The following is a 15,283-nucleotide window of genomic DNA, read 5'->3' as shown; positions in this document are numbered from 1 at the left end:
CTTTCGTCACATCGAACCGAGGAGCACATGACGGTTTTTGTAGAAGTAATCCGCTCCCGACCAGACGGTGAAGATGAGTGCGATATACAGCATGATCATCCCGAATGGAATGCCCGCCGCCTCGAAGAAGATGTTGTTCAGCAGAAGGAAGACGATGGCGATGAGTTGTGCGGTCGTCTTGATCTTGCCGAGCATGTTGGCGGCCACGACTTCTCCGCCTCCGGCAAGGATGAGCCGCAGGCCGGTCACGGCGAACTCCCTGCTGATGATGATGATGACGATCCAGGACGGAGCGACGCCCATTTCCACGAGGATGATGAGTGCCGCCGCCACCAGGAGTTTGTCCGCAAGCGGGTCGAGGAATTTCCCCATGTTCGTCACGAGGTTGTGCTTGCGGGCCAGGTGGCCGTCGAACCAGTCCGTCAGGGAAGCGATGATGAAGATCATGCCTCCGATGAGCTGCTCGACCGGAAGCTCCGTTCCCCCGAACCGGATTTCGCCGAATCCGAAGTCGACGAGCATGAAAAGCATGAAGACCGGGATGAGAAAGATCCGGGCCACAGTGATTTTATTAGGCAAGTTCATAGTCCGTTCAATCCTTTCAAAGAAAATAGCCATCTGTTCCCAGATGACTATTGTGCGCTGCTCAATTGGATGATGATGTTCTGAGTCACCCGTTCCGTTTCCGGAATTGCATATTCAAGCTCCTGCCCGTTGACGGTCAGGGTGACGCCGGGTGTATAGCCGATCCGGAACCGGAGCCATTCGACGCCCGATGCCTCAACCGTCTCTTCCGCGCCGCTTTCCAGGTTCTTGCTCAGGTGCTGTGTCCCCGCGTTGTCAGTGGCGGTCACCCAAGACCGGCCGGACCCTTTCAGGACGACCGTCACGGTGTCGGTTCCGGTCAGGGTGTAATAGGAATTCTCCCCTTCGGAACGGTCAAAGGCGAGCTGTGCGGAAGGATCCTTCGCTTCTTCTTTCCCGGTCTCTTCCCCGTTCTCGCCGTCGGCCTGTTCCTCTCCGCCCGTTTCCTCGGCACCGGCATCCGGCTTGTCGTCCTTTGCCGCCGCTTCACCGGGCTGTTCGACTTTTACCGTCGTATCCGGCCCCTTGACTTCTTCATTCTTATCGTTAGAGGCGGCATGCTGGGAAAGGAACCAGACGATCGCGACGGCCAGCACGATGAAAAGCGCAAGAATCACTTTCGGCATCACTTCCGCCGCCCGGCCCGAACGCCTCGTCATCGAACTTCGCCTCATGGCAGGGGCGGCCATCCCCTGTTCCTCGCCGGAAGCCGGTTCGGGTGCCTCCGATTTGTAAATCGCAAGCATTTCATCCGGATCCAGGCCGACCGCTTCGGCATACTGCTTGATGAAGGCCCGCACATAGAATGTGCCCGGCATGATGCCGAAGTCTCCTTCCTCGATCGCGGATAAATAACGTTTCTGTATTTTCGTCAGTTCTTGAAGATTGTCAAGCGAGTAACCCTTTTCCTTTCTCGCCTGTTTAAGCCGAGCGCCCAGTTCGGACAACCAAAACACCTTCCTATCAAATATTGAATCCGAAATTCATCCCGCTCCGGCTGGACATCCTCTCGTTCTCCTCAAGCTTGTCATAAACAATCTCTTCGTCATCATCCCGACGGATTTCAATGATATAGTCGAAATCCTCAATAGCATACTCAGAATGACGAACGAAGATGTCCGGATGTTCCACCACTTTGATGGACGGCATCCGCATGATCTCCCGGACAAGCTGAAGATGCCGCTCATCCGTCGATTTCCTCGTGACGATCCCGTCCAGGATGAATACGTTGTTATCCGAAAACTCATCTCCGGCCAGATTGCTCCGAACGGTCTGCCTGATCATCGTGGAAGACAGGAAAATCCACTTTTTGTTGGCGCTCACGCTCGCCGCCACGACGGATTCCGTCTTCCCGACGCGCGGCATGCCCCGGATGCCGATCAGCTTGTGGCCTTCCTGCTTGAAAATCTCGGCCATGAAATCGACCAGGATGCCAAGCTCGTCACGGACGAACCGGAATGTCTTCTTGTCATCGGCATCCCGCTGGATGTAACGGCCATGACGGACTGCCAGTATGTCCCTCAGCTTCGGGTGACGGAGCTTGCGGACGTTGATCATCTCCATCGTGGAAGCGATCAGCTCGAACCGCTCGATCGCTTCATCGTCCTCCGAACTGAGGAGCATGCCGCGGCGCCCTTCGTCGACGCCGTTGATCGTGATGATATTCACCCGCAGAAGGCCGAGAAGCGAAGAAATTTCACCGAGCAGCCCGGGGCGGTTCACTTCGATTTCATACTCCATATACCATTCGCTCAATCTGATCGCCTCCATCGGCGCTTGTTTGTCCGGCTGCGGGCGGTAGTGGCTCGGGGTCATAAGTCACGCCGCGCCGCGGATCAGGATCCGCTCTGCGTCACGTCTTATGCCTATCGCCCCTAAACACCGCCCTCCGCCTTTCTTTGTCCGGCTGCGCGGGCCAGTCCCTCGGGGTCATAAGTCCGCCGGCTCTGCGAAGCAGGCTTCGCTCCGCCGTCAGCCTTATGCCTGTCGGGTCTGGGCGGCCCGCTCCGCCTTTCTTTGTCCGGCTGCGGGCGGTAGTGGCTCGGGGTCATAAGCCGTTCTGCTCTGCGAGGCAGGCCTCGCGCCGCAGACCGTCTTATGCCTGTCGCCCCTAAACACCGCCCTCCGCCTTTCTTTTCTAGTTCTATCATAGCGGATTTGGGTAGTGAAGAAAAGGGAAAGCGGGCATTCGCAAAACCTCCGGATGGCAGTGCCGCAAATGAAAAAATGGCAGGGGCTCCCCGATCCGGAATCCCGCGTGGCGTGAAGCCTGCGACGTTCCGGCATCCGGCCCGCTTGAAGCGGACGGAGCCCTTGCCATTTTGGTTTGTTCCAGTCAGATATACCAGCCGCCGTTTACCCTGAGGATCTGGCCTGTCATATATCCGCCGCCTTCTCCGAGGAGGAAATCGACCATGCCGGCGACGTCTTCCGGCATGCCGGGGCGCATAAGCGGGATTTCGCCGAACGCCACGCGCCGTTCCTCTTCTGACAGGTGGCTGTTCATGCCGGTCTCGATCCAGCCTGGGGAGACGGCATTGACGAGCACGTTGGACGCGGCCGCTTCCTTTGCATACGCCTTGACGAACGCATGGACGGCCCCTTTTGCCGCGGAGTACGCCACTTCTCCGGCTGCGCCCGTGTCCCCCCAGATGGATCCGATCATCACAACATGAGAAACCGGGTGCCTCCGGAGACGTTCCGAAACGAGTGCGATGAACCTCATCGGGTTCGCCGCATGAACATGCCAGAGGGCATCCAGGTCTTCCATCGTCGTATCGGTAAGGAGTTTGTTCACCGACTGGCCGGACGCCGAGACGACCGCCTGGACGTCGCCCGTGGCGGCCGCGAGCTTCTCCCCGCCGTCCGGAATGGTGAAGTCGGCACCCGCTGGAAAGAAGAACTGGTCGGGGTAAAGCCCGGACAGCTCCCCGGCGAGCGATTCAGCCCGGTCTTTCGCGCGGTTATAGTGCAGATAAAGCGACCAGCCGGAAGCCGCGAGCCGTCTGGAAATGGCCGTGCCGATCTCGCCGGACGCGCCGAGCACCGCGGCAGTCTTCCTTCCGGTCATTCGCCCTTTCCGTCCGGGAGCACCTGGAACACGGTCCAGGCCTGTTCGTCGGCCAGCGGTTCGAGGGCGTCCTGCAGATCCTTGACTTGCAGGGATTCAAGGGCAGGCACGGTGTCGAACAAGTTCATGCCGTTGAATGCATAGCGGGTGAATTGGTTGGCGATGTACTCGATGGAGTTCAACGCCCGGAGGAACAGCCCCGTCCGCCGCCTGATCTGCCGGTCGAGGGCATCTTGGCCGAACGGGAATTTTTCCGAGGCGCCGCGCAGGGTCGCCTTGACCTTTTCGGCGAACTTATCGGGTTCATTGCTGTCGGTGCCGATCACCGCGAAGGCAAACCCGGTCTCCGCCGAGTATTCAGTGGAGAAGGATTCGTCGATCAGCCCTTCGTCATAGGCCTCGGTGAAGAAATCCGATGTCCTGCCGAAAAGCAGATCGAGGAGAATCTCCGAGGCGAGCTCGTGCTTCAGCGCTTCAACGCCGGTCAAATCATTTGCCGGCAGCTTGATGCCGACTTGGACTTTCGGCTTGGAAACATCCATTTCAATCGAACGGGCAGGCACATCCGCCGCGGCCGTTTCTTTCGGATATTCCCGGACGATCGGCTCCGGCTTGTCGAATGTCTTTTTGGCCTGGTTGCTGCGGATGAATTCCATCATCTCTTCAGGATCCACTGCGCCGACCGCGAAGACGAGCATGTTCGACGGATGATAGAACGTATGGTAGCACTCGTACAGATGATCCGCCGTGATATCGGCGATCGAATCGACCGTGCCGGCGATATCGATTTTCACCGGATGGTCTTTGTACAGATTTTCGATCGCCCCGAAATAGGATCGCCAGTCCGGATTGTCATCGTACATCGTGATTTCCTGTCCGATGATTCCTTTTTCCTTTTCCACCGTCTGCTCGGTGAAATAAGGGGACTGGACAAAATCGAGCAGCAGTTCAGTGTTCGGATACAGGTTTTCCGTCGCGGAGAACAGATAGGCGGTTCTCGTGAATGAAGTGAAGGCGTTCGCGGACGCCCCGTTCATCCCGAATTTCTGGAACACATCGCCGTCTTCCTTTTCGAACATCTTATGCTCAAGGAAGTGGGCAATGCCGTCGGGGACACGGACTTTCTCCTCTTTCCCGAGCGGAATGAATGTATTGTCGATGGATCCGTATTTCGTCGTGAACGAAACATACGTCTTGGAAAAACCTTTTTTCGGCAGGATGAACACCTGAAGGCCGTTCGGCAGCTCTTCATGGTAAAGCGTTTCCTGCAGGCGGTCGAATTCAAGCGTCTGCATCAGCGGACTCCTCCTTTCCGGACAACAAGTATACGAGTTCTTTCTCGATCGTGCCGGCCATCTCTCGGATGTCTTCCGCCGTGACCGGTTCCCATTTGGCGATCCAGCCCTCCGGCGTGAATCCGCCCGGAAGATCTTTATATTGATCAAAAATTTCAATCTGGCCTCTTGCGGAATCGAGTGCTTCCCGGAGCTGGTTGGCGAGCATCGCCTTCGTCTGGTCCAGCTCGAGGTCGGAAATCTCACCGGCCTTCATCGCTTCCAGCTGTTCGTCAATCACGGCAGCGGCTTTTTCGGCTTCCGCCGGATCGACGCCCGAAGAGACCGTGATGAGTCCGTACCTGGAGAGGTAGGAACTTGCCGCATAATAGGCGAGGCTCTCTTTTTCCCGGACATTCAAGAACAGCTTGGAATGCGGGAACCCACCAAAGATGCCATTCGCCAGCTGCATCTTCGGAAAATCTTCAGACCCGAAGAGCACGGATGTGCGGAAGCCGATATGGAGTTTCCCCTGCTTCATCGCCTGGCGTTCGGACACAGTGCCGGTCTTGCCTTTTTCCGGTTCTGTGTTTTGCGCAGCCACGGCCGGCGTCCGGCTTTCAAAGCCGAATGCCGTCTTGAACATTTCCGCCATTGCTTCCGGATCCACGTCTCCCGCCACGTAAATGTCGACTTCGTCCTCGCTGATCATCCGCCGGTAAGCGTCCATCACGTCGTCTAGGGTGAGGCTGCCGACATTTTCTTCATCGCCCGTCGCCCGGATGGACTCCGGACCGCCCGGCCTCATCAGTTCGAGAAGCCGGTGCTGGGCATAGCGGCCCTTGTCATCGTAGATGGAGCGCAGGCGTTCCGTGACCGTCTGCTTTTCGCGTTCAAAGATCTGTTCTTTGAATTTGCCTGCCTTCATGTTCGGCTTGAAGACCGTGTCCGCGAGCAGACGGACTGTCCAAGCGATGACGCCGTCTTCATCCAGCAGCCGGTCGTTCACGCATTCGGCATTGACGGATACGTAATGATTGGCACCGCGTTTGCCGACGTCCGTGTAGAACAGGGTCCCGTACATGTTTTCCAGCGCGGAACGGAGCGCCGCACGGCTCGGATGGTTCTCGTTGCTGTCCTCCAGGATGTTGGCCAGGACTGCCCGTGCGGAAGCATCTTCCGCCGTAAGCGCCCGGCGGAAACGGAGCGAAAAGGTCACTGTCTTGAACTGGGTCGTCTGCCTGACGTAAAGCCGGACACCCTCTGTGAGTTGATATTCCGTAAACATGGCACACCTCGGTTTCCATAACGGTATTTTTATTGAGTATCTCCAATTCCACTATACCGAAACCGCAGGCCGGGTGGCAAACATTGGCGTTTGTTTGTGTAATAATATTATGTAAACAAGTTGGATGCGGACGTCTTCCCCGGAAGCTGATCAGGTCTATTGGATCGGCGTCTGATCATGTGGATCGGATGATTTTCCTGTCCTTACTACGAAATTGGCGCCCATGCTCCGATTTTTCGCTCCTTACTCCGAAAATGTCGGCCATACTCCGATTTTCCGCTCCTTACTCCGAAATCACTCTCTTGCTCCGAAATTCTCTTATCGAATCGCCCACGTCACTTGCCTCCCGACGATTTTTCGACCAGAGTTCAACAGACGCCCGTCCTCAATTTGATGCCCAAGAAGGCGAAGTTAATTCTAACCCGCTCGAAGTTGGCACTCACTCCTCCAAAGTTGACACCGGTACCTCTGAAGTTAACACTCCCTCTGCCGAAGTTAGCGCTCCTCCTCCCCATATTAACATTCACGCTGGCAAAGCCAACTCCCTCCCAAACGATCAGCACCCACTTCAAATCCTCTTCCCTCGATCAAGAATCAAAGCGTTTGGCCTTTGGGGGACGGCGCACTCACTTTCTGCAAGTGATCCATTGAGCGCGTCCTTAGAAGACACCCCGGGAAAAGTGAATGTGATGGCACCCGGCCACGCTCCGATCACACTCAACCACGCTCCGATTACACTCGGCTGTTCTCCGATGACACTCGGCTGTCCTCCGATTACACCCAGCCCCTCTCCGATTACACTCACCTCACCCTACTCGGCCCGCGCCCGAGATTTAAATCAAAAAAAACAGGCCCCCGGGGGAGCCTGCGTGCCGGATTACCGGCTTCCTTTGATATATGGTTTTCCGTTTGCCTTCGGTCCGGAGGCTTTGCCGATGAATCCGGCAAGGGCCAGGATGGTCAGGACGTACGGCAGGGCGTGGAGATAGCCGGTCGGGATTTCCTTGATGATCGGGATGCTCGGGCCGACGACGGCGAGGGCCTGGGCGAAGCCGAAGAAGATGGCTGCGCCCATCGCGCCGATCGGGTGCCATTTGCCGAAGATCATCGCGGCGAGGGCCATGAAGCCCTGGCCGTTGATCGTGGCGTGGCCGAAGTCCCGGGTCATCGTCTGGGAATAGATGGCGCCGCCGATCCCGGCAAGCGCACCGGAGATCACGACTGCGATGTAGCGGATCTTGTTGACGTGGATCCCCATCGTGTCGGCCGCCATCGGGTGCTCGCCGACCGCCCGCAGCCGGAGGCCGAACGGGGTCTTGAAGATGACATACCAGGCGATGATTGCTGCCAGGACGGCCAGGATGCTGGAGCCGTACACGCCCTTGAAGAGCATCGGTCCGATCACCGGAATGTCCTCGAGGAACGGAATGTTGAAGTTCGGGATCGCCTTCTTGATGAAGTCGGTCTGCCCTTTGTCGAAGATCAGCTTCGTAAGGAACAGGGCGACGGCAAGTCCGAGCATGTTGATCGCCACGCCGGAGACGACCTGGTCGGCGCGGAACGTGATCGACGCGACCGCATGCAGCAGCGAGAAGATCCCGGAGATGATCATCGCCGCAAGCAACGCGACCCACGGCGTCCAGTTGCCGAACGTATCATAAAAGAACAGGTTGAACAGGATACCGATGAAGGCACCCATCACCATCAGCCCTTCGAGGGCGATGTTGACAACGCCGGAGCGCTCGGAGAACACACCGCCGAGTGCGGTGAAGATGAGCGGAGCCGCGTAGGCGATCGACACCGGAGCCATGAAGTACAGGACTTCGAGGAAGCTCATGTCACTTCGCCTCCTTTTTCTTGGAGATCTTGCTCAGGAGAAGGCGGATCGCATAGCCGCACGCGACGAAGAAGATGACGAGCGCGATGACGATCTGGACGATCTCCTCGGGAATCTGTGCGGCGTTCGGCATGTTGAGCGCCCCGTATTTCAGGGAGCCGAACAGCACGGCACCGAAGATGACCCCGAGCGGCGTGTTGGCGCCGAGCAGTGCGACGGCGATCCCGTCGAACCCGATGCCCGTGAAGCCGCCGCGTGTGTACATATTTCCGAATGTGCCGAGCCCCTCCATGGCACCGGCGAGGCCGGCGAAAGCACCGGAGATGACCATGGCGAGGATGATGTTCTTGTCGATCCTCATCCCGGCATATTCCGAAGCGTTTTCGTTGAAGCCGACCGCCTTCAGTTCAAAGCCGGTCGTCGTTTTCTCAAGCAGGAACCACATGAGCGCCACCATGAGGAGGGCGATGATGATTCCGTAGTGAAGCCGCGAGTAATCCGTCAGCGAGGCAAGGAAATCCGAACGGAGGGATGCCGACTCGTGGATCCTATCCGTCTTGTCCCCGCCGCCCGACCATGTTTTGATCAGCGCGTTGACCACGTGGAGGGCAATATAGTTCATCATGATCGTGACGATGACTTCGTGGATCTTCATCTTGGCCTTCAGGAGACCGGGGAGAAATGCCCAGAGTGCCCCGGCTGCGGCGCCGGCCAGGATGGAGAGCGGCAGATGAATCACTTTTGGCAGATCAAAAGCCGCTCCGACATAAACGGCGGCGAACCAGCCGACGATGAGTTGCCCCTCGACCCCGATGTTGAAGAGGCCGGTACGGAAGGCGAACGCCACCGCAAGACCCGCCAGGATATAAGGCGTGATCTGGCGGATCGTCTCGCCGATTGCATACGAGTCGCCGAAGATCCCGTTCCATAGCGCGATATAGCCCTTCACCGGATCGTAGCCGCTCACGGCCATGACGATCGCCCCGACAAGCAGGCCGAGGATTACGGAGATCACGGGGACGAGTATGTTGATCATTCTGTTAGACATGCTTATCGTCACCTTCTTCCGCCTGGATGGCCTCCGCCTCTTTCATGGAATGGCCTGCCATGAGCAGGCCGAGTTCCTGTTCATCGGTTTCGGACGGGATGACCGTGTCGATGATCGAGCCTTCGTAGATGACTGCAATCCGGTCAGAGACGTTCATGACTTCATCGAGCTCGAAGGAAATGAGGAGGACCGCTTTACCGCTGTCCCGCTGCTCGATCAGCCGGCGGTGGATGAACTCGATCGCCCCGACGTCCAGCCCGCGTGTCGGCAAGGCGGCGATGAGCAAGTCCGGATTTCGCTCGACTTCGCGTCCGATGATCGCTTTTTGCTGGTTTCCTCCGGACAGCGCCCGGGCGGGTTCATGCGGTCCCTGCGTCCGGACGTCGTATTGCTCGATGATGCCCGCGGCGAACTTGTCGATGTTCTTGTAATCGATGATGCCGCCTTTGGAGATTGGCTTCTGGTAATACGTCTGGAGTGCGATGTTATGGCCGATCGGAAAGTCAAGAACGAGCCCGTGTTTGTGGCGGTCCTGCGGAATATGGCCGACGCCCGACTCGGTGACCTGCCTCGGCCGCTTGTTCGTGATGTCTTTCCCGTTGATGGCCACTTTGCCGGATTTCACTTTTCTCAGACCGGTGATCGATTCGATCAGTTCGGACTGGCCGTTGCCGTCGATGCCCGCAATGCCGACGATCTCTCCCCGGCGGACATTCAGGTTCAGCCCCTTCACCTTCTCGATGTTCCGGGAATCCGTGACGACCAGGTCCTGGATCCGGAGAACTTCGTCTGTCGGATGGGCAGGCCCCTTTTCGGTCTTGAACGTGACCTGGCGCCCGACCATGAGGGAGGCCAGTTCCTCGGGATTTGTCTCGGCGGTGATCACCGTGCCGATCCCTTTCCCTTTCCGGATGACAGTCACCCGGTCGGTCACGTCCATGATTTCCTGGAGCTTGTGGGTGATGAGGATAATCGACTTGCCTTCGGAGATGAGTTTCCTCATGATCCCGATGAGCTCGGAAATCTCCTGCGGGGTCAGGGATGCGGTCGGTTCATCGAAGATGAGGATTTCCGCTCCGCGGTACAGCGTTTTCAGGATTTCCACCCGTTGCTGCATCCCGACCGAGATATCCTCGATCTTGGCATACGGATCGACATTGAGGCCATACTGCTTGGACAGCTCGGCGACTTTCTTCGCGGCGGAAGATATGTTCAGGGATCCGCCTTTTGTCGGTTCGTTCCCGAGGATGATATTCTCCGTGACGGTGAAGTTTTCGACGAGCATGAAGTGCTGATGCACCATGCCGATCCCGAGGTCGTTTGCCACGTTCGGATCGGTAATATTCACTTTTTTGCCGCGGACGCGGATCTCTCCGCCTTCCGGCTGGTACAGTCCGAAGAGAACGTTCATGAGTGTCGATTTCCCGGCACCGTTCTCCCCGAGAAGGGCGTGGATCTCCCCTTTCCCGAGCTGCAGTGTGATATTATCGTTTGCCACGAAATTGCCGAACTCCTTGCGGATGTTGAGCATTTCGATCACATATTCCAACTGATTCACTCCTTTGCCTCTTGGACCTGGATCACCGGCCGCTCATCCGTGGCCGAAAAACGGATACAGGAAAGACTTCCTGGACCAGGAAACCTTTCATCTATCCATTTACATGGATCTGGAATCAAAAAGAAGCATAGAGGCCGGAATAGGCCGGCCTCCATGTGTAAAGCATGATATTATTTCGGTTCTTTGCCTTCCGGATATTCAGGTACTTCGACCTCGCCGGATTTGATCTTCTCTTTGTATTCGTCGATCTGTGCCATGACATCTTCAGGGATGGCACCGCGGGAGTCCGCCAGATCGACACCGTCTTCATCGAGGCCGTAAACATGTGTTTCGCCGCCAGGGAAGTCGCCGTCTTTCGCACGCTTCGCGATGTCCTCGACTGCTACGTCAACACGCTTGAGCATCGAAGTGAGGGTGACGTTCGTGTCGCCGACCGCACCTTCGTCGTACTGGTCGGAGTCAACGCCGATGACCCATACGTTTGCATCTGCATCGGCAGCTTTGCGTTCTTTCGCTTCGGAGAAGACGCCGTTGCCCGTGCCGCCCGCAGCGTGGAAGATGATGTCAACGCCGCTTGAGTACATACGGTTTGCAGTCGTCTTGCCGATTTCCGCCTTGTCGAATGCGCCGGCATATTGAACGTCGATTTCGATTTCCGGATCAACGGCCTTGACGCCTGCTACGAATCCGGCTTCAAAGCGGTGGATAACTTCGTTTTCCATGCCGCCGACAAAGCCGACTTTTTTGGACTCTGTCATGAGTGCCGCTGCGACACCTGCCAGGTAGGAACCTTCCTGCTCTTTAAAGAGGATGCTGACCGTGTTCGGCTGGTCAACAACCGCATCGATGATCGCGAATTCCGTGTCTTTCTGCTGGGACGCGATTTCATCCATTGCATCCTCCATCATGAAGCCCACACCGAAGACGAGTGTGAAGTCGCGGCGTGCGAGGGCGTTCAGGTTCGGAATGTAATCTTCTTCACCGGCCGACTGAAGGTAATCATAGCCGCCGTCGCCTTTTTCAAGGTCGTTCGCTTTTCCGAAGTCCTGGATGCCTTTCCATGCAGCCTGGTTGAAGGATTTGTCGTCGATGCCGCCGACGTCAGTGACCATCGCCAGGGAGAAGTCGCTTGTTTCTTCCGTGCCGCCTTCTTTATTGCCGTTGTCTTTTGCCGCCTCGTCGTCTTTGTCGGAGCCGCATGCGCCGAGCAGCGTTCCGGCAGCGAGCAGGACCGACAGTGCAAGGCCGAACTTGCGTTTTGCCATGTGTGGAACCCCCTAGAATATTTTGGGTGATAGCAGGAAGTTGGATCGTTTTACATCCGTTTTCGCAATACGTGAAAGTTGAACTTGTCGCCTTTGAAATAGTTCCTCGAATACAGGACCATAGCGTCGCCTTCTGCATAATGATGCTGTTTCAGCATGAGCAGCGCGGTCTCGGGTTCGCATTCCAGAACGGGGGATGCCTCTTCGTCATAGCCGACCGGTTCGATATGGGCCACCGCCTGGGTAATGCGGAGGTCCCCCGTCCGTTCGATCGCCTCGAAGATCGAGTCGTCCTTCCTTTTCAGGAATTCTTCGCCGAGGAGCCGTGAGGGCACTTTGTCGATGCAGTAGACGACCGGTTCGCCGTCCGCCGTCCGGACCCGCTTGATCGTCGTGATCAGTTCGTCCGGACCGCATCCAAATCGCTCCACGTCCTCATCGGCCGCCTTCTCCTCGGATGAACTGATGAAGTTCGTGCCGGGGACCATGCCGACCTGCCTGATCATGGCAGATACACTCGACAGTTCCTCGATTCCCGAAGAGAACAGAGGCCTCGGATTGACGAATGTCCCGACTCCGTGTCTCCTCACGATATAGTGATCTTCCTCCAGCAGACGGAGCGCCTCGCGCAGAGTCGCCCTCGACACCCCGAGCATCTTGGCCAGCTCGAACTCGGACGGGAGCTTTTCTTTCTCTTTGAAAACGCCCGTCGAGATATCGCGCTTCAGCCGGTCGATCACCTGGAGATACAAGTGCCGGTGATCCGCCTTGATCGTCATGCAATCACCACCAAATTAATGAGATCAGACATCTGATGTAAAACCTTCCTCCTAATCAGTCATACTATATCACTTTTATCCCGCTAAATAAATACCTATATTTCGAATTAAATAGGGCACAAGAGGCCAATAGCTCATAATTGTTATCAATTTGACATCAAATTGCAAACGCAATCATTCATCCTGAGCATCCCCGAGCAGGACCTGACGCGGCTTGCTGCCTTCATGAGGTCCGACCACGCCCCGCATTTCCATCTGGTCGACGATGCGTGCCGCCCGGGAATAGCCGATCCGGAACCGCCGCTGGAGCATCGAGACGGAAGCCTGCTGCATGCTTCGAACAAGATCGACCGCTTCATCGTACAGTTCATCCGTTTCTTCATCGGGAGCCTTCTCCTCGATATCCGATGGGATCATCTCTTCCTGATATTGGGCTTTTTGCTGGCTGATCACAAAGTCGACGACTTCCTCGACTTCCTGGTCGGACAGAAACGCGCCCTGGATCCGCGTCGGCTTGGAGGCGCCGGCCGGGATGAACAGCATGTCCCCGCGCCCGAGAAGCTTTTCCGCGCCGCCCGAGTCCAGAATGGTCCGGGAGTCGACGGCGGACGAGACGGCAAAAGCGATCCGGGACGGGATGTTCGCCTTGATGATGCCGGTGATGACATCGACGCTCGGCCGCTGGGTCGCGATGATGAGATGGATGCCGGCCGCCCGGGCCATCTGGGCGATCCTCGTAATCGAGTCTTCCACATCGCTCGACGCGACCATCATCAGGTCGGCGAGCTCATCGACGATGACGACGATGTAAGGGAGCCTCGGATGCTTCTCGTCATTTTCCTTGTTCCAGTCATCGATATGGTGGTTGTATCCTTCGATGTTCCTCGTGCCGGTATGGGAGAACAAGTCATAGCGGCGCTCCATTTCGGCGACGACTTTCTTCAGCGCCTGGGACGCCTTCCTCGGATCCGTGACGACCGGCGCCAGCAGATGCGGCACCCCGTTGTACACATTGAGCTCGACCATTTTCGGGTCGATCATCATGAGCTTCACTTCATGGGGCTTGGCCCTCATGAGCAGGCTGATGATGATGCCGTTGATGCACACACTTTTCCCGCTGCCCGTCGATCCGGCGACGAGCAGATGGGGCATCTTGTTCAGTTCGGCCATCACGGCGTCGCCCGAAATATCGCGGCCGAGGGAAACCATGAGCTTCGAATCCGGCTTATTGTTGTTCCGGGACTCGAGCACTTCCCGGAGGGAGACGACGGCCACTTCAGAGTTCGGGACTTCGATCCCGACGGCGGATTTTCCGGGGATCGGCGCTTCGATCCGGATATCGCGCGCGGCGAGCGCCAGGGCGATGTCGTCCGACAGGCTGACGATCCGGCTCACCTTGACCCCGGTGTCCGGCATGACCTCGTACTTGGTGACGGCCGGCCCGAGGTGGACCTGCGTGACGCTTGCCCTGACGCCGAAGCTGTGGAATGTTTTTTCGAGCTTTTCGGCATTGTGCTGGATCGCATTGTACTCCCCGCTCTGATCTGAATCAGGCGGCGGATTCAGGAGCGTGACGGGCGGCAGCACATAGTCTTCATTCACCGGTTCTGCGTCGCTGATCGAACCGATTTCGGCCCCTCCCTCTTCCGGCTTGCCTTCCTCTTTCTTCGGACCGGACTTGGCATCCGGTTCCTGCGCACGGTCCACGCGCTCCGTGAAGGAAGAGATGATCGGCTGCGGTCGCGGTGCCGGTTCGTCCGGTGATTCGGACGCCGGCTGGGCGGTTGCCCCCGATACCGTCAGTGTATGGACGGCGTCTTCGGCGGCTGCCTGCTCGCCCCGGTTCCGGCTCTTTTTCTCCTTCTTCCGCTTTTCCGTTTTCCGTTCCGGCTGTTTTTCCTGCTTTTCCGGCCGTTCCCTGCGGAACCACTCCCCGATGCTTTCCGCCGCTTCCGGGACCTTCTCCGCCAGATACGGGACGAGTGCCTTTCCCGTCAGCAGGACGATCCCCATCGACAGCATGATGATGCCCGCGATCGTCGCCCCGGCCGAATCAAACAGCACATGGAACATCGCGAACAGCAGCCCGCCGACTATGCCGCCCCCGAGGGACACGCCGCCGTCCGTGATCCCCCCGTCCGTGACGAGAATGATCCATGTCTCTTTCAGCGCACTCGTCGTCTGCAGGCGGCCGCTCTCGTACCGTTCATTGAACAGCAGCACATGGCTGAACAGGGTCAGGCTGCCGAGGATCAGCAGCAGGCCGGCGACGAGCCGGTTCCGGATTGCCGGCACCTGCCGCTTCACCATGAGCAGCAGGGCGAATACGATGAACATGAGCGGCATGGCGGGATGCCAGTTGCCGAAGAGGAACTTCGACAGATTCCCGAGCGCCCGCCCGACAAATCCCAGTTCGAAAAACGTGATGACGGCCAGGCCGGTCATGATCAGGCCTGCCATCTCATAGGCGAGCGGATGGAGGCCGGTCCTTTTCTTTTTCTTGCTCGCGGCTTTCTTTCTCTTTTTCTTTTGTGCCAAAGCGTCCCCCTCCATCTGTTGAAAACGGGATTTCCCGCCAT

At 57.4% G+C, this 15,283-nt stretch carries 12 protein-coding genes; all 12 read right to left on the bottom strand.

The genetic code is table 11. The annotated features are described in order from the left end of the window. Positions 1–6: 6 nt before the first annotated feature. The 12 genes from pgsA to BN1189_RS11355 all read right to left on the bottom strand — a co-directional run bounded on the left by pgsA (position 7) and on the right by BN1189_RS11355 (position 15,257). Positions 7–585 (bottom strand): CDP-diacylglycerol--glycerol-3-phosphate 3-phosphatidyltransferase, encoded by a 579-nt coding sequence (gene pgsA / locus BN1189_RS11415; protein WP_040228201.1) that lies wholly within the window; start codon positions 583–585, stop codon positions 7–9. Between the two features lie 47 nt (positions 586–632). Further along, a complete protein-coding gene (locus BN1189_RS11410; RefSeq protein WP_040228199.1) occupies positions 633–1,532 on the bottom strand; it encodes a helix-turn-helix domain-containing protein in 900 nt (299 codons plus the stop codon). Positions 1,533–1,548: 16 nt separating this feature from the next. Continuing rightward, the gene (locus tag BN1189_RS11405) at positions 1,549–2,340 is read right to left on the bottom strand and encodes a DUF3388 domain-containing protein (protein WP_040228196.1); all 792 of its coding nucleotides are present in this window, start codon (positions 2,338–2,340) and stop codon (positions 1,549–1,551) included. A gap of 580 nt (positions 2,341–2,920) precedes the next feature. Further along, positions 2,921–3,655 carry an elongation factor P 5-aminopentanone reductase gene (gene ymfI, locus BN1189_RS11400; protein ID WP_040228194.1) on the bottom strand — a complete coding sequence of 245 codons (735 nt, stop codon included), beginning with the start codon at positions 3,653–3,655 and terminating at the stop codon, positions 2,921–2,923. Beyond that, positions 3,652–4,950 carry an EF-P 5-aminopentanol modification-associated protein YfmH gene (gene yfmH, locus BN1189_RS11395; protein ID WP_040228193.1) on the bottom strand — a complete coding sequence of 433 codons (1,299 nt, stop codon included), beginning with the start codon at positions 4,948–4,950 and terminating at the stop codon, positions 3,652–3,654. The genes ymfI and yfmH overlap by 4 nt, the downstream gene beginning before the upstream one ends. Beyond that, the gene (gene yfmF, locus BN1189_RS11390) at positions 4,937–6,217 is read right to left on the bottom strand and encodes an EF-P 5-aminopentanol modification-associated protein YfmF (protein WP_040228191.1); all 1,281 of its coding nucleotides are present in this window, start codon (positions 6,215–6,217) and stop codon (positions 4,937–4,939) included. Before yfmF ends, yfmH begins: the two co-directional genes overlap by 14 nt. 877 nt (positions 6,218–7,094) lie before the next feature. Then, on the bottom strand, positions 7,095–8,054 hold the full coding sequence (locus tag BN1189_RS11380) for an ABC transporter permease (protein ID WP_040228187.1): 960 nt from the start codon (positions 8,052–8,054) through the stop codon (positions 7,095–7,097). A gap of 1 nt (position 8,055) precedes the next feature. Further along, positions 8,056–9,102 carry an ABC transporter permease gene (locus BN1189_RS11375; protein WP_040228185.1) on the bottom strand — a complete coding sequence of 349 codons (1,047 nt, stop codon included), beginning with the start codon at positions 9,100–9,102 and terminating at the stop codon, positions 8,056–8,058. Further along, positions 9,095–10,651: an ABC transporter ATP-binding protein gene (locus BN1189_RS11370; protein WP_040228311.1), complete on the bottom strand. Its 1,557-nt coding sequence runs from the start codon at positions 10,649–10,651 to the stop codon at positions 9,095–9,097. Before BN1189_RS11370 ends, BN1189_RS11375 begins: the two co-directional genes overlap by 8 nt. Before the next feature lie 179 nt (positions 10,652–10,830). After that, positions 10,831–11,925 carry a BMP family lipoprotein gene (locus tag BN1189_RS11365; protein ID WP_040228183.1) on the bottom strand — a complete coding sequence of 365 codons (1,095 nt, stop codon included), beginning with the start codon at positions 11,923–11,925 and terminating at the stop codon, positions 10,831–10,833. Between the two features lie 50 nt (positions 11,926–11,975). Further along, entirely contained in the window at positions 11,976–12,704 is a 729-nt protein-coding gene (locus BN1189_RS11360; RefSeq protein WP_040228181.1) for a GntR family transcriptional regulator, read from the bottom strand. Positions 12,705–12,878: 174 nt separating this feature from the next. Beyond that, entirely contained in the window at positions 12,879–15,257 is a 2,379-nt protein-coding gene (locus BN1189_RS11355) for a DNA translocase FtsK (protein ID WP_040228179.1), read from the bottom strand. Positions 15,258–15,283 lie beyond the last annotated feature (26 nt).

It is taken from the genome of Bhargavaea cecembensis (assembly GCF_000826125.2).
GTDB lineage: Bacteria > Bacillota > Bacilli > Bacillales_A > Planococcaceae > Bhargavaea > Bhargavaea cecembensis_B.
The sequence above is the reverse complement of the archived record's forward strand: the minus strand, read 5'-3'. Positions and strand labels throughout refer to the sequence as shown.

Coding starts and splice junctions, on each gene's coding strand:
- pgsA (WP_040228201.1), bottom strand. CDS start 585: ATGAACTTGCCTAATAAAATCACTGTGGCCCGGATCTTTCTCATCCCG.
- ymfI (WP_040228194.1), bottom strand. CDS start 3,655: ATGACCGGAAGGAAGACTGCCGCGGTGCTCGGCGCGTCCGGCGAGATC.
- BN1189_RS11365 (WP_040228183.1), bottom strand. CDS start 11,925: ATGGCAAAACGCAAGTTCGGCCTTGCACTGTCGGTCCTGCTCGCTGCC.
- BN1189_RS11375 (WP_040228185.1), bottom strand. CDS start 9,102: ATGTCTAACAGAATGATCAACATACTCGTCCCCGTGATCTCCGTAATC.
- yfmF (WP_040228191.1), bottom strand. CDS start 6,217: ATGTTTACGGAATATCAACTCACAGAGGGTGTCCGGCTTTACGTCAGG.
- BN1189_RS11355 (WP_040228179.1), bottom strand. CDS start 15,257: ATGGAGGGGGACGCTTTGGCACAAAAGAAAAAGAGAAAGAAAGCCGCG.
- BN1189_RS11380 (WP_040228187.1), bottom strand. CDS start 8,054: ATGAGCTTCCTCGAAGTCCTGTACTTCATGGCTCCGGTGTCGATCGCC.
- BN1189_RS11360 (WP_040228181.1), bottom strand. CDS start 12,704: ATGACGATCAAGGCGGATCACCGGCACTTGTATCTCCAGGTGATCGAC.
- yfmH (WP_040228193.1), bottom strand. CDS start 4,950: ATGCAGACGCTTGAATTCGACCGCCTGCAGGAAACGCTTTACCATGAA.